Genomic DNA, 24,158 nt, shown 5'->3' with positions numbered 1-24,158 from the left:
ATTATCACCCGCAAATCTATAGAGAATGCCATCTCTGTGATTATGGCGGTGGGTGGTTCGACCAATGCAGTGTTGCATTTTTTAGCGATCGCCCGTGCCGCTAATGTAGAGTTAACCCTGGATGACTTTGAAACTATCCGCGCCCGTGTTCCCGTTTTGTGTGATTTAAAACCTAGTGGTAAATATGTCGCTACAGATTTACACAAAGCTGGTGGCATTCCCCAAGTCATGAAGATGTTACTTGTCCATGACTTATTACACGGTGATAGCCTCACCATTAGCGGTCAAACCATTGCAGAGATATTAGCAGACATCCCCGAAGAACCATCCGTCAACCAAGATGTGATTCGGACTTGGAACAACCCGATGTATCCTCAAGGACACTTAGCCATCCTCAGAGGTAATCTGGCAACAGAAGGGGCTGTCGCCAAAATTACCGGGGTGAAAAAACCAGTAATTACCGGCCCGGCACGGGTATTTGAATCGGAAGAAGCCTCTTTAGATGCAATTTTGGCGGGTAAGATTCAAGCTGGTGATATTCTAGTTATCCGCTACGAAGGGCCTAAAGGCGGCCCGGGAATGCGGGAAATGTTGGCTCCCACCTCAGCAATTATCGGGGCTGGTTTGGGTGATGCTGTAGGGTTAATTACCGACGGGCGTTTTTCTGGCGGTACTTACGGCATGGTGGTTGGTCATGTTGCACCAGAAGCGGCAGTTGGTGGCGCGATCGCTCTGATCGAAGAAGGCGATAGTATTACTATTGATGCACCGGCTCGTTTATTGCAGTTGAATATATCGGAAGCAGAATTAGCGCGTCGTCGTGCGAACTGGCAAGCCCCCGCTCCACGTTACACTAAAGGCGTGTTGGCGAAATATGCCTTTTTGGTATCTTCTAGCAGCGTTGGTGCTGTGACAGATTTGGACTTGTTCAATAACTAGTTAAGCCAATAGTTATTTAAGTTTCACTTTTAAAGTTTTGAGGAGTCAAAGAACGAACAGGCATCGGCGGGCGGCCTTCTTCTGTATCCGGGGTGAAGTAAGCATCCGTACAGAAAGTTACGCGCTTGGATTTGATGAGCCGCTTTTTACCCAAGCGTTCGCCACGGAGAAACCTGTAAGCTGTCGCGCAAATAAGATTGCACAACTAGGGTGGGCAAGATGCCCACCCCACAAGAGATTTATTTTTTGGAGGATGCAAATTAAAAGATTTTTAGCTTACCAATTGAAGTGTGATTTGAATTTTGCCAATATTTTTGATTTTATTTTCTTATCCCGGTTTTCTGTTCCGTTGCTGATACTGTTGGCGAATGTAATACATTATTGTCTTATTAAGTATTACCTAAGCTCAAACCTTCAATCTGTAGTTGCGGCTTTGAGTTGTAACACTTTCGCCAACAGTATCCGTTGCTACTCGCATCCCTCAAACATCGCCATCTTCCCCATACTCAAAATTAACCTTCTGTATATTGAGTATAAAAAATGCGCTACTCTTAATCGTAAGCGCATTCCCGATCATGTACTGCGATCGCAATACTCCCAGCCCAAATAATCAGGCGTGTAAGTTTAACTTTGGAAAATTGCTTCCCCTGGCAAATTTTTACCTTGATTTTACGACTAACACTGAACAATTAGCTTCTTCTACAACTTGACTGCTAACAGAACCCTGAACAATTCGCTTCATCCCCATCAACCCCCGACTGCCAATTATGATCAACTCAATTTTGTAAATATTGGCAAGGCGAATAATCTCTTCGGCAGGATCACCAGTTACCAACTCTAACTCACTTGTGACTAATAACTTTTCCTGATAGGATTGCAACTGTTTTTCAATATGAAAATAAGAAAATGTTGGGGAATCTGACTGAGGACGATCGGCGGGTAGTTCCATCTCTGACTCTGGTGTGGGAAATACATGACAGAGAATAACCTTGGCATCTTTTGACAAGGCCAAATTATCTAAAGTCTGAATTACTCGTTCTGAAATTTCCAAACCGTCCAGAGCTACCAAAATATTGTTTAGCACCGCTCTTGTCTCCTAAAAAGTAGACTCCTTACATAAGTATCTAGCAAAATAAGTCGGCAGCGACACTAAACCAATTTTTTATTTGCCAACTTAGTTTATGTAGTTTATGTCTTGAGGCTGCTTGCGTTGTAGCAACTGTTCTGGAGAAGGTTTTCACGAGTTTATGGGAGAGGAAAAACCTCTCCCATAAACTACTGTCGGCAATGCCCGACTTGTGGACGCATAAGAAAAAAAATAAGCATTGCAAATCACTCTTCTCGCTGAATTCGGCGTCGGACTGAATCAGCATGAGAAGGTAAACCCTCTGCTGTTGCTAGCACATCAATAGCACCAGCTACATTTTGCAGTGCGGTTTGGGAGTATTGAATAATACTCGAGTGCTTGAGGAAAGTTTCAACCCCTAATGCCGAAGCATAGCGGGCAGCACCAGAAGTTGGCAAGGTATGGTTAGGGCCTGCCAAATAGTCTCCTACGGCTTCTGGTGTTGAGTAGCCTAAAAAGATTGCCCCAGCGTGGCGAATCTGTGGTAATAATGCCCACGGGTCTTTGATTTCTAATTCCAGATGTTCGGGGGCAAATTCATTTGAGAGTTCTGCTGCTGCTTCGAGCGATTCCACAACGACAATCAAGCCGTAATGAGCGATCGCTTTTTCTGTGTCTATTCGCCGTGGGTGATCCACTAGCTGTCTTTCTAAGGCTAATTGCACGTTTTTTGCCAACGCAGCATCCGTCGTCAGCAAAATTGCTGCCGCCATTGGATCGTGTTCGGCTTGGGCTAGCAAGTCAGCAGCTACATGCACCGGATTTGCGGTTTCATCGGCAATCACCAGCACTTCGCTAGGGCCTGCCAAAGAATCAATGCCGACGGTGCCGTAGACAAGTTTTTTCGCTAGGGTGACATAAATGTTCCCCGGGCCAGTAATCACATTCACTTTCGGAATCGTTTCTGTACCATACGCTAAAGCGGCGATCGCTTGTGCGCCCCCAATGCGATAAATTTCTTGCACCCCTGCTTCTTGAGCAGCTACCAACACTGCTGGGTTAATAGCACCCCCTAGTCCCGGTGGTGTCACCATCACCACATGGGGTACAGCAGCAACATGAGCCGGAATTGCATTCATCAGTACTGTACTGGGATAGGAGGCACGGCCACCAGGCACATACAACCCGGCTCGATCTACGGGGGTGTAGCGTTTGCCCAGCACTACTTCATCATCGCCAAAGTGTACCCAGCTTTTTGGGACTCGCTGACGATGAAACGCTTCAATTTGGCGGCAAGCTAGCCGAATTGCGCCCAACAACTCCTTTGACACCTGTTGATAGGCTGCATCTAATTCCGAGCCTGTAACTCGGAGTTCTTCTGCTTTCAGGGTTTGTTTGTCAAATTCGGCTGTGTAATGCAATACAGCTTTGTCGCCTTGGCGCTTCACTGCTTGCAAAACTTCCCGCACCGTTGCTTCTTTGTGAATAACCTGTTCGTCATGGGTGCGATCGCAGATCCGTTGTAGTTCTGCTCTAACGTCTGCCTGCTGAGTAATGATTCGCAGCATGGAGTAAGGAGAATGCCAAAATTATAATATTGCCATCTGAGATTTAGTATTGCTCTTGACCCACTGGGGTCTACAAGCTGACTCTAATTCTCTTCTCTAGCTTAACCTGGATTTTTTTGATACTCTCAAGGCTGCCAGCATTGATTATTCATTCATCCATCTCAAATGCCCCATAGCCAATCCCAGAAATTTTTTAGGAAATTATAACATTGGCAATTTGGATGCTATATTAGTAAGTCTAGTAGTGTGTGTACATAATTAATAGTATTTTTGGAATTGACTGTGGCGAATACAAAGTCTTCTCTCAAGCGTGCCGAAATCGCAGAACGTAACCGACTGCGTAACAAAGCTTATAAATCAGCAGTCAAGACGCTGATGAAGAAATACGTTAATGCTATAGCTGCCTATACAGCTAATCCTACCCCAGAATTAAACCAAGAAGTCCAGGCTCGGTTATCCGAGGCTTACGGCAAAATCGATAAAGCCATTAAACGGGGTGTACTTCACCCCAACAATGGGGCAAGGAAAAAGTCAAGATTGGCTCACAAGCTAAAACCCTTACAAACAGCTGAGTAGTCATTGGTCATTTGTCCTTAGTCATTAGGTCATAAGACAAAGGACTAAGGACAAACAACAAAGGACAAAAGATGCAACTGATAGACACGCACGTTCATCTCAACTTTGAGAGTTTTCAGCCGGATTTAGCAGCAGTACGATCGCGGTGGCAAGAAGCAGGTGTAGTGCGTTTAGTACATTCCTGTGTTCACCCGGAGGAATTTTCCAGCATTCAATCCATCGCCCAAGAATTTCCCGAAATCAGTTTTGCAGTGGGGTTACACCCTTTAGATGCTGATAAATGGAATAGCGACACAGCCGAGAAAATCAAAGCTTTAGCAAGTTCTGACTCAAGTGTGGTAGCAATTGGGGAAATGGGGCTGGATTTTTACAAAGCTGATAACTCCGAGCAACAGTATATGGTGTTCGAGTCACAGTTAGCGATCGCATCTGAACTCAACTTACCAGTGATTATCCACTGCCGCGATGCTGCGGTGGCAACCAGAGAAGTGTTGCAAAAATGGCGGGAACTCAAAGGAGAAAGAGTCCGGGGTGTTATGCATTGCTGGGGAGGAACGCCAGAAGAAACTCAATGGTTTCTTGATTTAGGCTTCTATATCAGCTTTAGCGGAACGGTAACGTTCAAAAACGCCAAAGCAATCCAATCTTCAGCAGCGATGGTGAGTAGCGATCGCCTACTGATTGAAACAGACTGTCCATTTCTGGCTCCAGTTCCCAAACGGGGCGAGAGACGCAACGAGCCGGCCTACGTGCTTCATGTAGCCGAGCAAGTAGCGAAACTGCGTCAGGAAACAGTAGAGGCGATCGCCCATCAAACCACCCAAAATGCCTGTGAGTTATTCGGTCTGTCAATATAAAGTCTGCCCTAGTGTCTTTTGTTAAGTTGTGCTAAAAAAATAAAACTTTAGGGGGACAAAAATATGGTAATATTATTCCCTCAAAAACATTTTGCTTGCGCCATAATGATAAAGGAAGGAACCTAAAACTTCTCATCTAAATTTTCCGTGCTGTTATGGCTTGGCCATCCTCCAAATCTCTACAAGCGGATGCTCTCCAGATAATCACTAACTGTGCCAACCCAAATTGAGCTAGACTTTTGCCAAACATTAGCCTGATGTGTATTGAACCTATTCAAAATCTTAAACAAAATTGCCTTGTGAGTACAATTCAGCAAAATGAAGTGATTCTGATTCCAATCCGGCAAGGTACGGATCATTCCCTCAGACGGAGGATATCTAAATTCTCACTGAGAGTATAGACATCGGAGTGGATTTTAAGACACACCGTGTGGATCTGCGTCAGCAAATTAAGGCGCTTTTTGGAGGGGAAATGAGGAAAGTAAGTCAAACTCAGGAATATCTCAATTGTATATTCTTTTTGAAATGGGGATTGAGCATGAAGCATTGGGTACAGAGTGGAAAGACTTTCAGCAAATTATTTGCTGCTCCTGTGATCCCCAAGTCCCTAGTACCCATTACCCAGACACTATTAGGGGCGATTACCCCCTTGTCAAAATTGCTCATTCCAGCCAGCTTTAATCGCTGCGTTTGTCCACACCTGTAAATAGCAAGCAAGTGTGTAAGAACAAGTTCCCAAACAGCTAAGGACACTGGCTAGCAGTGGGAAGCGTCAAACAGCAGTGTCCAAGGGAAAATTTATTTAACCAGGTTGACAAAGGTAGAGGCATGACTAAAGAAACATATATGGAACCGGCCTTTCTGTTGCCCGACTTGATTGAAATCCAGCGCTCAAGCTTTCGCTGGTTTTTGGAAGAAGGGTTGATAGAAGAACTTAACTCCTTTAGTCCGATCACAGATTATACGGGCAAATTAGAACTGCACTTTTTGGGTCATAACTACAAACTCAAGGAGCCAAAGTACAACGTCGAAGAAGCCAAACGGCGGGATAGTACTTATGCCGTCCAAATGTATGTTCCCACAAGGCTGATTAATAAAGAAACCGGGGAAATCAAAGAGCAAGAGGTATTCATTGGTGATTTGCCTTTGATGACCGATCGCGGCACGTTTATTATTAACGGGGCCGAACGGGTAATTGTCAACCAAATAGTGCGATCGCCAGGAGTCTATTACAAATCAGAAATAGACAAAAACGGGCGACGTACTTATTCAGCTAGCTTAATTCCCAACCGGGGAGCATGGCTGAAATTTGAAACAGACCGTAACGATTTGGTGTGGGTACGCATCGACAAAACCCGCAAACTCTCAGCCCAGGTACTCCTAAAAGCTTTAGGCTTATCAGACAACGAAATCTTTGACGCCTTACGCCATCCCGAATATTTCCAAAAAACCATCGAAAAAGAAGGGCAATTCTCTGAAGAAGAAGCCCTGATGGAGTTATATCGGAAACTGCGTCCAGGTGAACCACCCACAGTCTTAGGTGGACAACAACTCCTAGACTCTCGTTTCTTTGACCCGAAACGTTATGACCTTGGTCGCGTCGGACGCTACAAGCTCAACAAGAAACTACGCCTTTCTGTCCCAGACACCATGCGGGTACTGACTGCTGGCGATATTTTGGCAGCCGTAGATTACCTGATCAACCTAGAATATGACATTGGTAATATTGACGACATTGACCACTTGGGCAACCGCCGGGTCAGAAGCGTCGGTGAATTGCTGCAAAACCAAGTAAGGGTCGGCTTAAACCGCTTAGAGAGAATCATTCGAGAACGGATGACTGTATCCGATGCCGAAGTATTAACCCCCGCTTCCTTGGTCAACCCCAAACCATTGGTAGCAGCAATTAAAGAATTCTTTGGTTCCAGCCAATTGAGTCAGTTCATGGATCAAACAAATCCTCTCGCAGAACTGACCCACAAACGCCGTCTAAGTGCCCTTGGCCCTGGTGGTTTAACCCGCGAACGCGCCGGCTTTGCCGTGCGGGATATACATCCTAGTCACTATGGACGCATTTGCCCCATTGAGACACCAGAAGGCCCCAACGCCGGATTAATTGGCTCCTTAGCAACCCATGCGCGGGTGAACCTGTATGGATTCCTAGAAACACCGTTTAGACCTGTAGAAAATGGGCGAGTCAGATTTGACGTGCCTCCAGCCTACATGACAGCCGACGAAGAAGACGACCTGCGCGTTGCTCCTGGGGATATTCCTGTAGATGAAACTGGGCATATTATTGGGCCCTTAGTGCCAGTCCGCTATCGCCAGGAATTCTCTACCACAACACCAGAACAGGTAGACTACGTAGCAGTATCTCCAGTACAGATTGTGTCGGTAGCAACCAGCATGATTCCCTTCTTGGAACATGATGATGCTAACCGAGCGCTGATGGGATCAAACATGCAACGGCAAGCAGTACCGTTACTCAAGCCAGAGCGTCCTCTGGTGGGTACTGGTTTGGAAGCCCAAGGAGCCAGAGACTCCGGGATGGTGATTGTATCGCGTACCGATGGCGATGTCACTTATGTCGATGCTACAGAAATTCGTGTCCGTCCTAAACCTAATACCCCAGAAATTAGATACACCCTTTCCAAATACCAACGTTCCAACCAAGACACCTGTTTAAATCAGAAACCTCTCGTCCGCATTGGTGAGCGGGTTGTTGCTGGTCAGGTGCTAGCTGATGGCTCCTCTACCGAAGGCGGTGAACTGGCGCTAGGACAAAATATCGTCGTTGCCTATATGCCTTGGGAAGGCTACAACTACGAAGACGCGATTTTAATCTCTGAAAGACTGGTGCAGGATGATGTCTACACCTCAATTCACATTGAAAAATATGAAATTGAAGCGAGACAAACAAAATTGGGGCCAGAAGAAATCACTAGAGAAATTCCCAACGTCGGGGAAGATGCCTTGCGTCAGTTGGATGAACAAGGAATCATTCGCATTGGGGCATGGGTAGAAGCTGGTGATATCTTGGTAGGAAAAGTCACACCCAAAGGTGAATCTGACCAACCGCCAGAAGAAAAACTGTTGCGGGCTATTTTCGGTGAAAAAGCGCGGGATGTGCGGGACAATTCCTTGCGAGTTCCCAACGGTGAAAAAGGGCGTGTAGTTGATGTGCGCTTGTTTACTCGTGAACAAGGCGATGAACTACCACCAGGAGCCAATATGGTAGTCCGGGTGTATGTTGCCCAAAAACGCAAAATCCAAGTTGGCGACAAAATGGCAGGACGTCACGGTAATAAAGGAATTATTTCTCGGATCTTACCGGCGGAAGATATGCCTTATTTGCCCGATGGTTCACCAGTGGACATTGTACTTAACCCCTTGGGCGTACCCAGTCGGATGAACGTTGGACAAGTATTTGAGTGCCTCTTAGGTTGGGCTGGTCAAACCTTGGGAGTACGATTTAAGATTACTCCCTTTGACGAAATGTACGGTGAAGAGACATCCCGCCGAATTGTACATGGCAAATTGCAAGAAGCCCGGGACGAAACAGGGAAAGACTGGGTGTATAACCCAGATAATCCCGGCAAAATCATGGTGTATGACGGTCGTACAGGTGAACCCTTTGACCGAGCAATTACTATTGGTGTGGCTTATATGCTGAAACTGGTGCATTTGGTGGATGATAAGATCCACGCCCGTTCAACTGGACCTTACTCACTGGTAACTCAGCAACCCTTGGGTGGTAAAGCCCAACAAGGTGGTCAGAGGTTTGGAGAAATGGAAGTGTGGGCATTGGAAGCCTTTGGTGCTGCTTACACCTTACAGGAATTGCTCACAGTTAAATCTGACGATATGCAAGGACGGAATGAAGCGTTAAATGCGATCGTTAAAGGTAAGGCAATTCCTCGACCTGGAACTCCAGAATCCTTTAAGGTGCTAATGCGCGAGTTGCAATCATTGGGGTTAGACATTGCCGTACACAAGGTAGAAACCCAAGCAGACGGCAGTTCCCTAGATGTGGAAGTCGATTTGATGGCAGACCAATCAGCCCGTCGCACACCTCCTAGACCAACTTATGAATCTCTTTCGCGCGAATCGCTGGAAGATGATGATTAGTGATTAGTCATTAGTCATTTGTCCGATGAATCATGACAAATGACTAATTGACCAATGACCAATGACTAATTGACCAATGACCAATGACCAATGACTAAATATGAGACCTGCCCAAACTAATCAGTTTGACTACGTAAAAATCGGCTTGGCTTCCCCAGAACGCATTCGGCAGTGGGGCGAGAGAACATTGCCCAATGGTCAAGTAGTCGGTGAAGTTACCAAGCCAGAGACGATTAACTACCGAACTCTCAAGCCAGAGATGGATGGCTTATTTTGTGAGCGCATCTTTGGCCCCGCGAAAGATTGGGAATGCCATTGTGGTAAGTATAAAAGAGTTCGTCATAGAGGTATTGTTTGTGAGCGCTGTGGCGTGGAAGTCACCGAGTCACGGGTGCGTCGTCACCGCATGGGCTATATTAAACTCGCCGCACCAGTAGCTCACGTTTGGTATCTCAAAGGCATTCCTAGCTATATTTCCATCCTGTTAGATATGCCTTTACGGGATGTCGAGCAGATTGTCTATTTCAACTCTTATGTTGTCCTGAGTGCAGGTAATGCCGAAACTTTAACTTACAAACAGCTACTGAGTGAAGACCAGTGGTTGGAAATAGAAGACCAAATTTATAGCGAAGATTCTGTGCTGCAAGGCGTAGAGGTAGGTATTGGTGCTGAAGCGCTGTTGCGTTTACTTGCCGATATCAATTTGGAACAAGAAGCGGAAAGCCTACGCGAAGAAATTGGCAATGCTAAGGGACAAAAGAGAGCCAAGCTAATTAAGCGATTGCGGGTAATTGACAACTTTATCGCCACTGGTTCCAAACCAGAGTGGATGGTAATGGCAGTCATTCCCGTAATTCCTCCTGACTTGCGCCCAATGGTGCAACTAGATGGCGGACGCTTTGCCACCAGCGATTTAAATGATTTGTATCGGCGGGTAATTAACCGCAATAATCGTTTGGCAAGGTTGCAAGAGATATTGGCACCAGAGATTATTGTGCGGAACGAGAAGCGGATGCTGCAAGAAGCAGTGGATGCTTTGATTGACAATGGTCGTCGGGGACGCACTGTGGTAGGGGCAAATAACCGACCACTGAAATCTTTGTCTGACATTATTGAGGGTAAGCAAGGACGTTTCCGACAAAACTTGTTAGGTAAACGGGTTGACTACTCTGGACGTTCGGTAATTGTGGTCGGGCCAAAGCTGAAAATTCACCAGTGCGGTTTGCCTAGAGAAATGGCAATTGAGCTATTTCAACCATTTGTGATTAACCGCCTGATCCGTAGCGGCATGGTAAATAATATCAAAGCTGCGAAAAAGCTGATATCGCGTAATGACCCCAGTGTTTGGGATGTGCTGGAAGAGGTGATTGAAGGACACCCTGTAATGCTAAATCGGGCACCAACGTTGCACCGTTTGGGTATTCAGTCTTTTGAACCAATTTTAGTAGAAGGTAGAGCGATTCAACTGCATCCTCTGGTGTGTCCAGCGTTTAACGCCGACTTTGACGGCGACCAAATGGCGGTACACGTCCCTCTATCGTTAGAAAGTCAGGCGGAAGCGCGGTTGCTGATGTTGGCTTCTAACAATATTTTGTCACCAGCTACAGGTAAACCCATCATCACACCCAGCCAAGATATGGTGTTGGGGGCTTATTACTTAACAGCAGAAAATCCCGGTGCCACAAAAGGCGCAGGAAAGTACTTTTATTCGCTGGATGACGTAATTATGGCTTTCCAGCAAGACCAAGTTGACTTGCACGCCTATATTTATGTCCGGTTTGATGGTGAAATAGAATCAGACCAAGCGGATATAGAACCCCTGGAAGTGACGGAAAACCACGATGGTACGCGGACATTACTCTATAAGTTCCGCCGAGTTAGACAAGACGCTAAGGGCAATGTACTTTCCCAGTATATATACACAACTCCTGGCCGCGTTATTTACAACAATGCCATTCAGGAAGCACTAGCAAGTTAATTCGCAATTTCTAATTCGTAATTCGTAATTGAAAAATTACGAATTACGTAGCTTGCTTCTCGCCTTCTCTACGAGACCCTACGCGAATGGCGAGTATTACGAATTATTAATTATTGATGACTTAGGACTAATGATTAATGACTAACGAAAAAATGATTTTTCGCAATCGCGTGGTTGACAAAGGTCAACTGAGAAATTTAATTTCTTGGGCTTTTACTAATTTTGGTACGGCGCGAACCGCAGTGATGGCGGACAAATTGAAAGATTTGGGATTTCGCTACGCTACCAAAGCAGGGGTTTCCATCAGTGTAGATGACTTGATGATCCCACCAACTAAGCGATTGCTCTTAGAAGCAGCCGAAGAAGAAATTCGGGCTACTGAAATCCGTTACCAACGGGGAGAAATCACTGAAGTAGAACGCTTCCAAAAGGTAATCGATACCTGGAATGGTACCAGTGAAGCCCTGAAAGATGAAGTAGTCGTCCACTTCAAGAAGACTAATCCCCTGAACTCCGTATATATGATGGCATTTTCCGGGGCACGGGGTAACATCTCTCAAGTCCGGCAATTGGTGGGGATGCGGGGACTGATGGCAGATCCTCAAGGGGAAATTATCGATTTGCCGATCAAAACCAATTTCCGAGAAGGACTAACTGTAACGGAATATATTATTTCGTCTTACGGTGCCAGAAAAGGATTGGTGGATACTGCTTTGCGGACGGCTGACTCTGGTTATCTCACGCGGCGGTTGGTGGACGTATCCCAGGATGTAATTATTCGGGAATTTGACTGCGGTACCACCAAAGGTCTTGCCATTCGACCAATGACAGAAGGTGCCAAAACCTTAATTCCTCTAGCAACCCGCTTGATGGGACGGGTAATTGGCGAAGATGTGCTGCATCCGGTGACAAAAGAAGTGATTGCAGCCCGCAATTCTCCAATTTCTGAGGACTTGGCGAAAAAGATTGAAAAATCTGGGGTGGGAGAAGTTGTGGTGCGATCGCCACTAACTTGTGAAGCCGCACGTTCTGTCTGTCAACACTGCTACGGCTGGAGTTTGGCCCACGCCAAGATGGTAGACTTAGGCGAAGCTGTGGGGATTATTGCCGCCCAAAGTATCGGTGAACCTGGTACTCAGTTAACCATGCGGACATTCCACACAGGTGGTGTGTTTACTGGAGAAGTGGCGCAACAAGTTCGTTCTAAAATCGGTGGGACTGTCAAGCTTCCCCGCAAACTGAAGACCAGAACATATCGGACTCGCCACGGGGAAGATGCCCTCTATGTTGAGGCGAATGGCATCATGCTTTTGGAACCAACAAAAGTAGGTGATGTTACCCCAGAGAACCAAGAGGTTCATCTGACTCAAGGTTCAACACTATATGTCTTTGATGGAAATAAGGTAAAACAAGGTCAGTTGTTGGCAGAGGTTGCTCTCGGTGGACGGACAACTCGGACTAATACAGAAAAAGCAGTTAAAGATGTCGCCTCTGACTTGGCAGGGGAAGTGCAATTTGCTGAAGTAGTTCCAGAACAAAAAACTGACCGTCAGGGTAACACCACAACCACAGCCGCACGGGGGGGGTTGATTTGGATTTTGTCTGGGGAAGTTTACAACTTGCCACCAGGCGCAGAATTGATTGTCAAAAATGGTGATGCGATCGCCGCTAATGGAGTGTTAGCAGAAACCAAGTTAGCCAGTTTACATGGCGGTGTGGTGCGCTTGCCCGAAGCTACCCCAGGTAAGAGTACCAGAGAAATTGAGATTATCACGGCTTCTGTGGTCTTAGACCAAGCAACGGTGACAGTCCAAAGTTCTCAAGGTCGTAATAACTACTTAGTCTCCACTGGCAACAACCAGGTATTTAACCTCCGGGCTACACCAGGCACAAAAGTGCAAAATGGTCAAGTAGTAGCTGAGTTAATTGATGACCGCTATCGCACAACCACTGGTGGATTCCTGAAATTCGCGGGTGTCGAAGTCCAGAAAAAAGGCAAAGCCAAGCTGGGTTATGAAGTTGTCCAGGGCGGTACCCTGTTGTGGATTCCCGAAGAAAGCCACGAAGTTAATAAAGATATCTCCTTGCTGTTGGTGGAAGACGGTCAGTTTGTCGAAGCTGGTACGGAAGTAGTCAAGGATATCTTCTGCCAAAACAGTGGTGTGGTAGAAGTGACACAGAAAAACGACATCCTCCGGGAAGTGGTGGTGAAGCCAGGGGAACTGCTGATGGTAGACGATCCAGAGTCAGTTATCGGGCGAGATAACACTTTCATCCAACCAGGTGAGGAATTCCAAGGCAACGTCGCCACGGAATTGCGTTATATCCAGTATGTGGAGACACCAGAAGGACCCGCCCTGTTAAGTCGTCCAGTAGTCGAGTTTGCCGTACCGGATAATCCAGATGTGCCATCAACGACATCGGTAAGTCAAGAAACCGGGCGATCAATTCAGCTGCGGGCTGTGCAGCGACTACCTTACAAAGATTCCGAACGCGTCAAATCTGTTGAAGGTGTAGAACTGCTGCGAACCCAGCTAGTGCTGGAAATTGATCAAGAAGGGGAACAAGACCATAATGCTTCGCCCCTGGCAGCAGATATTGAATTGGTACCGGATACCGAAGATCCAGAAGTTCAGCGTTTGCAACTGGTGATTTTAGAGTCTTTGGTAATTCGTCGAGACATTACTGCCGATGCCACCCAAGGTAGCACCCAGACCACACTTGAGGTACACGATGGGCTAACCATCGCCCCAGGTTCTGTGGTCGCACGTACCCAAATCTTGTGTAAAGATGGGGGAGAAGTACGGGGTGTCCGAAAAGGAACTGAAAACGTGCGTCGCTGCTTAGTGTTACGCGACGTTGACAGGCTGATCACCAATACTAGTACTCAGCCCAAGGTGAAAGTGGGTGACTTGCTAGTAGAAGGTACAGAAGTTGCTGCTGGGGTTTTTGCCCCAGAATCAGGGCAAGTAGTAGATATCAAAAGTGCTGCTGCTGCATCTGCTGGGGAATCAGCTCTGAGTAGTAAAAACTATGTTGTTACTACCCGCATCGGTCGCCCCTACCGAGTCAGCCCTGGTGCTGTATTGCAGATAGAAGACGGCGATTTGGTACAACGGGGTGACAACTTGGTGTTGCTGGTATTTGAACGCGCCAAAACTGGAGACATCATTCAAGGTTTGCCCCGGATTGAAGAACTACTTGAAGCTCGTAAGCCGAAAGAAGCGTGCATTTTATGTCGGCGGGCGGGTGAAATTAAGGTAGTTTACGCTGATGGTGGTGATGAAGCGATCGCTATCAAGGTCGTAGAATCAAATGGCGTGGTGACAGATTATCCTCTAGGACCTGGACAAAATTTGATTGTACCAGATGGATCAATGGTATTAGCGGGACAACCGTTAACCGATGGCCCATCCAATCCTCACGAAATTTTGGAAATCTTCTTCAGCCTCGGTTCCGAAGACGGAATTTATGCTTGTGCTAGCATTGCCTTGCAGAAGGTACAGACATTCTTGGTGAATGAAGTGCAAATGGTGTATCAGTCTCAAGGGATTGATATTTCTGATAAGCACATTGAAGTAATTGTTCGCCAGATGACCAACAAAGTCAGGATTGATGATGGTGGTGACACCACAATGCTTCCCGGCGAATTGGTGGAACTGCGCCAAGTTGAGCAGGTGAACGAAGCGATGGCAATTACAGGCGGTGCTAGGGCACAGTATACCCCAGTATTGTTGGGGATCACCAAAGCATCGTTGAACACCGACAGCTTTATCTCTGCCGCATCCTTCCAAGAGACAACACGGGTACTTACCGAAGCAGCCATTGAAGGCAAATCTGACTGGCTGCGCGGATTAAAGGAAAACGTGATCATCGGGCGATTAATTCCGGCTGGTACTGGGTACAATACCTATGATGAACCCGGTGCGATCGAAGATTATGCTGCTGAGATTAGTAGTAGTGTCTTAGATGAAGTTGATGATCCTCTGGATATGGTTTTAGATGATCGCACAGCTCGCACCTATAATTTAGATTCTCCTACTCTTGGAGAATCTGGTTTTGGCAGCAGACGTGCAGAAAGGTCAGTTATAGATGAGGAAGATGAGTTAATCGCCGATGAAGTCGCAGAAGACGACGATTACGAGGAAGAAGAGGAAGACGACGACGAAGATGATTTCGATGAGGAATAGAGACTTGAAATTTTGCGTCTCTATTAAAGGCTAAAAAGTTAAAAGGCAGAAGAAGAATTTCTTTTGCCTTTTTATTTTGCTCTCTAAAAACACATTTTTAAATCCTCAAGATTCTGGTTTCTGGCTAGTAGTCTGTCAATTACGGCGATTCAAAAGTAACATCTTCATAGAAATCTGCAACAGCACACCGAAAATCTACACTTGCCAGATGAATGATATCTTCTTGCCCATAAGGATAAAGTACCCATTGTCTCTCTGAGTTACGGCGAAAACACTCAACATTTAACCGAGTTGGACTCACAAGTACATATTCCTGAAGTGACTCCATCTTTCGGTAGTCAGCAAATTTATCACCTCGGTCAAAGGCTTCTGTTGTTGGAGATAGCACTTCTACAATTAAGCAAGGGTAACGCAGAAAGTTGTTAAAAGCTCTATCTCGTTGGTCACAACTTACTATAACATCGGGGTAGTAATAGATATTAATCGACTCAATATGTGCTTTAGTGTCTGAGATATAAGCCTGACACCCACTCCCGCGCAAATGATTTCTCAACATTGAAGCAATATTAAGAGAAATAATGACATGAGCATTACTTGCCCCTGCCATTGCATAAACCTGTCCCTGTCTATATTCATGCTTGATAGGACTGGTTTCTTCTCCTTTGAGATACTCTTCTGGGGAAATATAGCTAGAATTTGGAATTGCGACCATCTGTAATCACCTTGTGTCTATTTTAAGAGAAGCTTTACGGCTAAATTCGCATAAATCTAGCTACTGCTAGATGCTGTAATTCTCTCAAACGCTATAATCTACATCTGTTACACCGAGAGATTAACTTGTGGATGTCATATTAGAACGATCGCAGCAATTAAAACAAGCCTTAGTTGATTTTGTCCTTGATGCTGAAGGCGAACTGGCACAAGCATTGGAAACCTATGCAGCCGCACAGTTGCGCCGTGGAAGTGGGGATAGTACACAGCAGGACTTAATCATCGATAGCTTTCTGACAGCCGGGAAAGTCGGTGATAAGTCTCCATTAGAGTTGTTTATCGAAAGCAATCCAGATTTAGAAGAAAGCGATCGCAGCCTGATCAACAGCTGGCATCATAGTTTTATTGGCTTATTTGCCATAACTAATATTCTACCTGATGGCTTTGAATTGACTAACTGGTTGACAGATAAACGCTACATCGTCAAGCCGAACAATACTCAAACATTACAGGCAATATCTCGGTTGAAAGTCGGGGAAATCTTGCTAACTCGCATTTCTCCTGTTACCGATAGCTACTGGATGTTGTCTGGCCCTTACACAATAATGGGTAAATTGGGTAAACCAAAACTTGCTGTAGCAATTGGCAATTTCAAAGAAAACTATAAAAGTAATCTTTATAGTGATGCTCCAGACTTGCTAGAAGAAGCTTGGCAGTCAGTAGGACAATATCATCAGCAGTTTGTGGACTTTTTTGGCACTGATGAAATCACACTATCTGGATACCACCTTAATAAAAAAATAGCCGAGTTTCAAGAAGTAATTACTGAAAAAACCTTTGCAGCCGCAGGAATTGATACTTCTAAATCTCTGGCGGAAGTGGCAGAAGCAGCTGGCATTGGAGACGAGGAAATCAAAGCAGTAGCAGCAGAATTTGGCGCTGATTCCAACGTAGTCTCTCAGATGTTTAACAGCAAAAGCGGCAATAGCAAAATGGTGATGCCAAAGGTTGATTTGCCTGCTGAACTCAAGAAAGCAGAACAGGTAACAGCACTTTCTCATCCCCGTTGGGGACAAATCTTTTTACCAACATATAGTAAGGTACAAGCAATCTTATCAGCAGAGGACTGGCAAAGTGTTCAAGGGTCTGAAAAACTAATTCGCTACTACCTTGAAGATAAAAGTATTAATACTTTTATCTGGCACCGATTAGCGCAACAGTATCCAACTCAATTAGAAAAGGTGTTGCAAATATTTTTACAACGCCCAGAGTTTAGGCTCGAAAGTGACTTGAATCCACTTTTGCAAGAATTCCACAAACCTATTGAGCCAGAGTTACCAGACATTGCTAGTGTACCCATACATTTGCATAACTTATTTCAGGAAGCTTTAGGAGAAGTTAACAAATCTAAGCCAAAGAGTAAGGGGCAACAAAAGCCAGCAAAGGGTTTTCAACGAGGTTAGCAAATCTATTATCAATAAACACATCTCGAAACATCCCAAAAATTGTGGAATTTAAAGCCACATATAGGATTAATATTTGATTTTTGAACAGATACGTAGTGGCGTGGCAAGGCTAAAATGCTGCAAAAAAATTGTCGGTTGGGGAGCCACTGCGTTGCGCGGGTTAAGAGCGTTGTAGCAAGTGGCGTTGGAGGCTTTGCCAAAGCCAACATCCTGATAATCAGTTGGGTTGCACTCCGCTCCACCCAACCTACGTCTAATGCACTATTTTTTGCTTGACACGCCACTACAATACCTAATTTTTTCAACCATCTAAGTATGCTTAGGGTATCTTACAGCTTCCGTATAATTCTATTTATAGGATACAAACTATATAATGCAAACTATTGTGTCGCACACTCAAAGAGTAAAGATTTGTGGAAGAATCCTTAACATCTTCGCCTGTAGCTAATCTAGAGTCTTCATCCTCTGGGAATGCACACTCAAAAATGCACATACCATCCCTTGATGGAATGAGAATTATTGCTTTCTTAATTGTTTTTTTATCCCATACAGGACTTGCGAAGACTTTTCCGGGAAGTTTCGGCGTAACAGTATTTTTCTTTCTCAGTGGTTACTTAATTACAACTCTTCTCAGGCAAGAGTACGATCGCTATGAGACTATTGATTTTAAGCATTTTTATCTAAGACGAATCCTGCGTATTTGGCCGTCATTTTATCTAGTCTTGGGGTTAGGAGCTGGCTTAACTCTCTTAAAATTACTTCCGGCAAAAATTCTCCTCCCAGCATTCTTGGCTCAGTCTCTTCACTATACCAACTACTACGGAATTTTTTTTAGTGGTGGAATGGCTGCTGGTAGTTGGGTATATTGGTCTCTCGCTGTCGAAGAACACTTCTATTTACTTTTTCCAGTGTTTTATCTAGCTCTACGGAAACTGCGTGTGAGTTCACGTGGGCAAATGCTAATTTTTTGGGGGTTATGTTTAGCTGTCTTACTTTGGCGGTGTGTTCTAGTTTATGGTTTTAGAGTACCTGAACTACGTGTATTTTGTTCAACAGATACCCGGATAGATAGTATTCTCTTTGGTTGTGCCTTGGCAGTCAGTGGTAATCCAATGCTGGATACACAATATTTATCTAACAAACTTTGGAAGTATTTATTTCTGCCAATAGGAATAATTTTGATTATTTTTTCATGCCTATCTCGCTCATCGGAGTTTCGAGAAACCATTCGTTATACCATACAGGGAATTGCCTTATATCCAGTCTTTATTACTGCTATTCGCTTTCCCAGTTGGGGATTATTTGCGGCGCTAAATCTAAAGTGGATGCGTTTTCTTGGTGCCCTATCTTACTCTTTGTACCTTGTTCATTACAGTGTTATTTTCTTTGTTTGGAGGTATCTACCCCAATTACCTAAATTTGTCCAAGCAGGAATTTCTCTATTAATTTCTTTTGGATTAGCATATCTGATTTACCAGTTTATAGAACTTCCAATTGGACAGTTACGCAAAAATTTATCCCGGAGATAAATTGGCAGATAAAGACAGCATTTACTCAAACTTGAAGTAGATCGGTGTTAATATTTTTATTTGTAATCAAGCAGGTATAGGACTTACGCAAAATTATACGTGGTAGGGGCAATTCATGAATTACCCCTACCTTAAAATAAGGGTTTCAGCTATTGTTTGCGTAAGTCCTAAACTATTGACGTTTTTCTAACCTTTTAAAAACGTTGAGAACCAAAAAAGCCAGGAAAGCACCAATTAATCCTAACTGCCATAAACCACAGCCGGCAGCAATTCCCAATGCAGCTGAAACCCAAATAGCGGCTGCTGAGGTGAGTCCATGAATTTCAAGTTGCTGTGATTCTTGGGAAGATTGGCGCACAATTTCTCCAGCACCGATAAATCCTACACCAGTTGCAATTCCCTGAATCACGCGGCTAAGTGCATCAGGACTAGCTTTCAGTCCTCCTGTTTGCATAATTATCAAGGTAAACACGGCTGAACCAAAACTCACCAGTATATGAGTTCTTAAACCGGCTGGTTTGCGGCTAATTTGGCGCTCTAAGCCAATCATTGCTCCAATAAGTAATGCAATGCATAGCCGGAAGCTGATATTCAGCCAATCATTAGTTGTAAGGTAGTAAGTATTTGGCAATGCTTAGTTATTAAAATGATTTAGATATCAAATTATACCTTAAGTTGCTAGATTTAACTCATGCACTCAATAATTAAATATGATACTGCCATGTACAACTCGATCAAAGAACTAAACCGCCGGTTTTAGGAAAGGGAGGCAAAATGAAGCAAAAAATTTGATAGTCCTATTCATGAGTGCTGAGTTAACCCCATAGCGAAACCGGGGGATTGAAATAACCTACCAGGAAGAAATAGCCGTGGCTACAAATAGACAACTGACAAGTAACAAATTGAGTGGATAAACTCTACTGGCTAGACCAAATTAAACTACAAGACTGCGCCAAAGTAGGGGATAAAGCCTTTTACTTGAGCAAAATTACTCAACGTGGCTATCCGGTGATGCCTGGTTTTGTCATTTCGGCGGAAATCTTGCAAGAATTTCTCGAAAATCTCAACAGTTCAGAGTCCTTAGTGGCTGACTTACCCCATTCTTCGTTACACCTGGATGTCACTAATTGGCGTCAACTTCAGCAGGTGGCTAGTCGCTTACGTCAAGAAATTCTGACTGCGACTGTGCCCCAGCAGTGGGTAAATACAATTTTCCAAGCAGCTAGAGAATGGGAAATTGGCTGTTTAATTTTTAGACCTACTTTGGCAGTATCGACTGCTACGCCAGGGATGAAGAATACATCTGGGTTGTTGGAGTCGGTGTTTTGCCAATGTGAACCGGAAGCGATCGCACTGGCTCTCAAGCGGACCTGGAGCCAGATATTTCGCGCCCGAAGTCTATTATCTTGGCAGCACTCAGGAATTAATCTGCAACAAATTAATCTGGCAGTTTTGGTGCAACCTGTTGAAAATGCGATCGCTAGTGGTTTGCTAAACGTCAACCCTTCTGGGTGGGAAATTGAAGCTACTTGGGGATTAGGAATTGCGATCGCTCTTGGCGAAGTCCAGCCAGATATTTACTACATTCAACCGGAAACTGGGGTTGTACTTGAGCAACAGATGGGCAATAAAATGCTGGCTTATGGTGTTGATAATGCCGCGCCTGGAGCTTTTTCGCAACCCGCGCCTAATTCAGGGCTAACACCAGATCACACTTGTCTGATTACATATCTACTTCCAGAAGCCCAACAAAAACAGTACTCTTTGCAAGAAGAATACTTACAACAAATAATTGCTCTGGGAACTCAATTGGTGAGTGAATTAGGTAAAACCTTTACCATTAAATGGACTATCGTCAGGCAAACTATATCTGACAAGCTCTACATAACACAAGTTAGTCCTTCCCAATCGATAGTTCCCCACGTACACTTCATTCGGGGATTAGGGGCAGCTGGGGGACGTGTTGTAGCCACTGCCCTGGTAATTATTAATTCGCAACAGAAACCCGAACAACTACCCAAGGGAGTGATCTTAGTAGTACCAACGATTACACCTGATTGGTTGCCATTACTCCAACAAGTTGCTGGTATTATCACAGAACAAGGGGGATTAACTAGCCACGCGGCAATTCTAGCTAGAGAATTAAGTATTTCAGCAGTAGTAAACGCCACATCTGCCACAACTTTAATCCAAACTGGCGAACGATTACTGCTTGATGGCGACAGAGGAGAAGTTTATCGGATCAAAGGAAACTCAAAGGAGGAGATGGAGAAAGGGAGAGAAGAAAATCTTCTTTCGCCTCATCAGCCGAAAGTGTCCCATGCGCCTCTTACTGCTCATCTACCGATGATTGCTACCCAACTGCTGGTTAACTTGAGTCAGTCCACTTTAATAGAACAAGTGCGAAGCTTACCTGTGGATGGGGTGGGATTGTTGCGCTCAGAATTGATGGTATTAAATATATTGTCCGGGCAACATCCTAATAGTTGGATTTTAGGCGGGCGTCAGGCAGAATTATTAGAGTTATGGTCTGAGCAGATTATGCAGTTTGCCCGTGCCTTTGCACCAAGACCAGTTTTTTATCGTTCTTTAGATTGGCGATCGCACGATTTACCATCGTTGAGTGATAATTTAGAATCTTCGCCCCAGTCGATGTTAGGTGAACGCGGCACTTTTAGCTATTTACAAAATCCCGCAGTATTTGAACTGGAACTGCAAGCTTTGGCAAGTGTGCAGCAAGCTGGTTACACTAATATCAACCTACTGTTGCCCTTTGTGCGGACTGTGGAAGAATTTGTCTTTTGCCGTCGCAAAGTTGAGCAAGCTCTTTTAACCGAGGTGGCGCAGTTTCAATTGTGGATGATGGCAGAAGTACCAAGTGTTCTATTTTTACTGCCAGAATATGTTAAGGCAGGTGCAGCCGGAATTTCCATTGGTACAAACGACCTGACTCAATTATTGCTAGGAGTGGATCGAGAACAAGGACAGCTAGCAAAAGTATTTAATGAACGTCATCCGGCGGTGATGAGTGCGATCGCGCAACTGATCCAAATGGCTGAAAGTGCCGGTATACCTTGTTCAATTTGTGGTCAAGCACCAGCCCTCTATCCAGAAATTATTGATAAGTTGGTGGAATGGGGTATTAGTTCCATTTCCGTGGAACCGGAAGCAGTGGAGCGAACATATCAGGCGATCGCTCGTGCTGAACAACGCCTAATTTTGGCAGCAGCCCGACGAAAACTGCATTAGCTAGGAGTCATTCAATGATTCTAGGCGTGATAGCCAGATGTTGAAGTGGGGACACCTGCTCCGAATTATTTCTAGTCCAATTCGTTCAGCCAACTGTGGCCCAAAAGCAGACTTTGCTCTTCCATAATCAGGAAACCGAGCGATGATGCGTTTACTCGGAGCTGTATCCTGTCCGTCGTTGATCAACTCAGGTGTTTCATATTGATTAGCGATCGCCTGGAGAGCCTCAATTTCCTTTGTACGACTAGCATCAAGGTATTCAAAGCACGTTGGATCAGCAAAAAGGTATGCCTCATATTCATGTAACTGAATGTACGGGATGAATCGGTAATCGTTAATATCTTCTGCAAAGCGTTGCTCTAGAAATTCGACCCGTTGTACAGAATTTTGGCGCAGACTCTCAGCTTCAGCCAATCCCGGAAAATCAGGATGGATAGCATACAAATCAATCATCGTAGTGAAGAATACATCACGATTACTATCTTCGTTGAGCGATCGCAGAATATCATTTTTCATTGGCGCGTAATTGCGCCCACCACCGCGATGCACCTTCCCCTTTTTTCTGGCGTGAGCGATCAGCCGAGGGTAGTGCATAAACACTTCATGTTGAGCTAAGTGCGGTTTTATCAAAGTGTCGGCGAATGTCTGCTCAGTTTGTCCTTCAGCAAATAGGTAGAGGCGCATCCTTAATGTGGTCCTCCCCCAATAATATTTTTCTCCCAGACTTCTCCCAGACTGTACTCTTCGAGCCAAGTTTCTAATACTGTGGGATTAAGCCGCTTAAATTGCGATTCCTTACCCTCTCGGTTTACCGCAATCACATCTTCAGGATCAAAATTATCCAAAAAAGAACTAGATTGGGTGCTGATGAGGATTTGCGTATGGAGCGAAGCCTTGCTAAACAAGGCAGCCAGAACATTTAGAGCATAGGGGTGAAGACCTAATTCTGGCTCATCAACAACGATGAGTTTTGGTAGTTCATCCTCTGGCTGTAAGAGCAATGTTACAAGACATATAGCGCGTAAAGTGCCATCTGAAAATTGATGGGGTCCAAATACGCTATCTGAATCCTTTTCTTGCCAGTTCAGAATAACACGACTAGATGCATCTGGCTCAAGAACAAAGTCATGGAAAAATGGTGCAATTAAACGGATTGTTCCGATGATACGTTGATAAGTTGAAATATTTTCTTCGCGGAATTTCAGAAGTAATGCAGCTAAATTTCCGGCATCAGGCATGAGCCATCGGTTATCGCCAACGTAACAGGATTGCCGCACTCCCGCCGTAGAAGATGTATCGTGAAAGTGATATACACGGCAACGATCAAGCAAGTATTTGAGCGTCCTGGCTGTTTGTTTACCTTCCTCTGCTGCTTGACTAATTTTTGTTTCCTGATGCCCTGCACTCAACTGGTCAATCCTTGGGGATGTCCAACCCTTTTGCAGAAAGCTCAATGTCTCATCGGCGAAGATCAGCGTATCACCGGCTGCATGGAATAATCGCAGATGATAGGTATCCACCCCGTTTTCGACTTCAAACTCCAATTTTGCTTCGATCTGAGGAGTTATCTTGGGTCCAAAGTGCAAGAGGGACTGAGCACGCCCCGACATACCGATATATTGTTGGAAGCGTCCGGCCATCATCTCATTAAGCATCTTGAAGAACGAGATAAGATTGCTTTTGCCTGCTCCGTTTGCTCCAATCAAGATATTTAAGGGACGCAAATCAAGATCCATCGCCTTAATAGACTTGAATCCATTAAGGGTTAATCGTTGCAGCTTGTTCAAAAGTCGTCTCCTGAATCCGTAAATGTGTATTTGCTTCCTCTAGACTTCTAGTAGAGCGTTTAGAGTGGGTGTGACGAGGCAGATACAGTTAACCATGCGACTACAAACCAATTT

General features: G+C 44.9%; 15 protein-coding genes. 9 read left to right on the top strand and 6 right to left on the bottom strand.

The annotated features are described in order from the left end of the window. The coding region (locus V7K50_RS07485; protein WP_334958661.1) for a dihydroxy-acid dehydratase domain-containing protein at positions 1-939 on the top strand (939 nt) is incomplete at its 5' end. Positions 940-1,597: 658 nt separating this feature from the next. On the opposite strand, the gene V7K50_RS07480 is transcribed toward V7K50_RS07485, so the two are convergent. Together V7K50_RS07480 and hisD are read right to left on the bottom strand one after the other, a co-directional pair. Beyond that, positions 1,598-2,023 (bottom strand): universal stress protein, encoded by a 426-nt coding sequence (locus V7K50_RS07480; protein ID WP_334958659.1) that lies wholly within the window; start codon positions 2,021-2,023, stop codon positions 1,598-1,600. 248 nt (positions 2,024-2,271) lie between these two features. Next, positions 2,272-3,573, bottom strand: coding sequence for a histidinol dehydrogenase (gene hisD, locus V7K50_RS07475; RefSeq protein ID WP_334958657.1), 1,302 nt, complete (start codon positions 3,571-3,573; stop codon positions 2,272-2,274). 282 nt (positions 3,574-3,855) lie between these two features. Here hisD and rpsT point away from each other — a divergent pair, with 282 nt between their 5' ends. From rpsT to V7K50_RS07450, 5 genes are all read left to right on the top strand, one after another. Then, entirely contained in the window at positions 3,856-4,149 is a 294-nt protein-coding gene (gene rpsT / locus V7K50_RS07470; RefSeq protein WP_334958655.1) for a 30S ribosomal protein S20, read from the top strand. A gap of 71 nt (positions 4,150-4,220) precedes the next feature. Then, positions 4,221-5,006 (top strand): TatD family hydrolase, encoded by a 786-nt coding sequence (locus V7K50_RS07465; RefSeq protein ID WP_334958653.1) that lies wholly within the window; start codon positions 4,221-4,223, stop codon positions 5,004-5,006. A gap of 828 nt (positions 5,007-5,834) precedes the next feature. Beyond that, on the top strand, positions 5,835-9,134 hold the full coding sequence (gene rpoB / locus V7K50_RS07460; RefSeq protein ID WP_334958651.1) for a DNA-directed RNA polymerase subunit beta: 3,300 nt from the start codon (positions 5,835-5,837) through the stop codon (positions 9,132-9,134). Positions 9,135-9,234: 100 nt separating this feature from the next. Further along, the gene (locus V7K50_RS07455) at positions 9,235-11,112 is read left to right on the top strand and encodes a DNA-directed RNA polymerase subunit gamma (protein WP_334958640.1); all 1,878 of its coding nucleotides are present in this window, start codon (positions 9,235-9,237) and stop codon (positions 11,110-11,112) included. 137 nt (positions 11,113-11,249) lie between these two features. After that, the gene (locus V7K50_RS07450) at positions 11,250-15,302 is read left to right on the top strand and encodes a DNA-directed RNA polymerase subunit beta'' (RefSeq protein WP_334958638.1); all 4,053 of its coding nucleotides are present in this window, start codon (positions 11,250-11,252) and stop codon (positions 15,300-15,302) included. 139 nt (positions 15,303-15,441) lie between these two features. Here the strand turns inward: V7K50_RS07450 and V7K50_RS07445 are convergent, their stop codons facing one another. Continuing rightward, positions 15,442-16,014 (bottom strand): Uma2 family endonuclease, encoded by a 573-nt coding sequence (locus V7K50_RS07445; RefSeq protein ID WP_334958636.1) that lies wholly within the window; start codon positions 16,012-16,014, stop codon positions 15,442-15,444. Between the two features lie 127 nt (positions 16,015-16,141). Between V7K50_RS07445 and V7K50_RS07440 the strand changes: the two genes are divergently transcribed. Beyond that, positions 16,142-17,476 (top strand): hypothetical protein, encoded by a 1,335-nt coding sequence (locus V7K50_RS07440; RefSeq protein WP_334958634.1) that lies wholly within the window; start codon positions 16,142-16,144, stop codon positions 17,474-17,476. A 416-nt stretch (positions 17,477-17,892) separates the two neighbouring features. Beyond that, complete coding sequence (locus tag V7K50_RS07435) at positions 17,893-19,008, top strand: acyltransferase family protein (protein WP_334958632.1); 1,116 nt, start codon at positions 17,893-17,895, stop codon at positions 19,006-19,008. Between the two features lie 172 nt (positions 19,009-19,180). Here the strand turns inward: V7K50_RS07435 and V7K50_RS07430 are convergent, their stop codons facing one another. Then, entirely contained in the window at positions 19,181-19,639 is a 459-nt protein-coding gene (locus V7K50_RS07430) for an MgtC/SapB family protein (RefSeq protein ID WP_334958630.1), read from the bottom strand. 275 nt (positions 19,640-19,914) lie between these two features. Here V7K50_RS07430 and V7K50_RS07425 point away from each other — a divergent pair, with 275 nt between their 5' ends. Next, a complete protein-coding gene (locus tag V7K50_RS07425) occupies positions 19,915-22,257 on the top strand; it encodes a putative PEP-binding protein (protein ID WP_334958628.1) in 2,343 nt (780 codons plus the stop codon). Here V7K50_RS07425 and V7K50_RS07420 read toward each other — a convergent pair whose 3' ends face one another. Beyond that, on the bottom strand, positions 22,258-22,941 hold the full coding sequence (locus tag V7K50_RS07420; RefSeq protein WP_334958626.1) for a DUF4276 family protein: 684 nt from the start codon (positions 22,939-22,941) through the stop codon (positions 22,258-22,260). A gap of 2 nt (positions 22,942-22,943) precedes the next feature. Next, complete coding sequence (locus V7K50_RS07415) at positions 22,944-24,044, bottom strand: AAA family ATPase (RefSeq protein WP_334958623.1); 1,101 nt, start codon at positions 24,042-24,044, stop codon at positions 22,944-22,946. Between the last annotated feature and the right edge of the window lie 114 nt (positions 24,045-24,158).

The sequence above is a fragment of the Nostoc sp. genome (genome assembly GCF_036917135.1).
Classification (GTDB): domain Bacteria; phylum Cyanobacteriota; class Cyanobacteriia; order Cyanobacteriales; family Nostocaceae; genus Nostoc.
Note: the sequence above shows the minus strand (reverse complement) of the source record. Positions and strands in the feature narration are given on the sequence as shown.

Excerpts from the sequence above, each read along its gene's own strand:
- hisD (WP_334958657.1), bottom strand. The coding sequence starts at position 3,573 with ATGCTGCGAATCATTACTCAGCAGGCAGACGTTAGAGCAGAACTACAA.
- V7K50_RS07465 (WP_334958653.1), top strand. The coding sequence starts at position 4,221 with ATGCAACTGATAGACACGCACGTTCATCTCAACTTTGAGAGTTTTCAG.
- rpoB (WP_334958651.1), top strand. The coding sequence starts at position 5,835 with ATGACTAAAGAAACATATATGGAACCGGCCTTTCTGTTGCCCGACTTG.
- V7K50_RS07455 (WP_334958640.1), top strand. The coding sequence starts at position 9,235 with ATGAGACCTGCCCAAACTAATCAGTTTGACTACGTAAAAATCGGCTTG.
- V7K50_RS07450 (WP_334958638.1), top strand. The coding sequence starts at position 11,250 with ATGACTAACGAAAAAATGATTTTTCGCAATCGCGTGGTTGACAAAGGT.
- V7K50_RS07445 (WP_334958636.1), bottom strand. The coding sequence starts at position 16,014 with ATGGTCGCAATTCCAAATTCTAGCTATATTTCCCCAGAAGAGTATCTC.
- V7K50_RS07420 (WP_334958626.1), bottom strand. The coding sequence starts at position 22,941 with ATGCGCCTCTACCTATTTGCTGAAGGACAAACTGAGCAGACATTCGCC.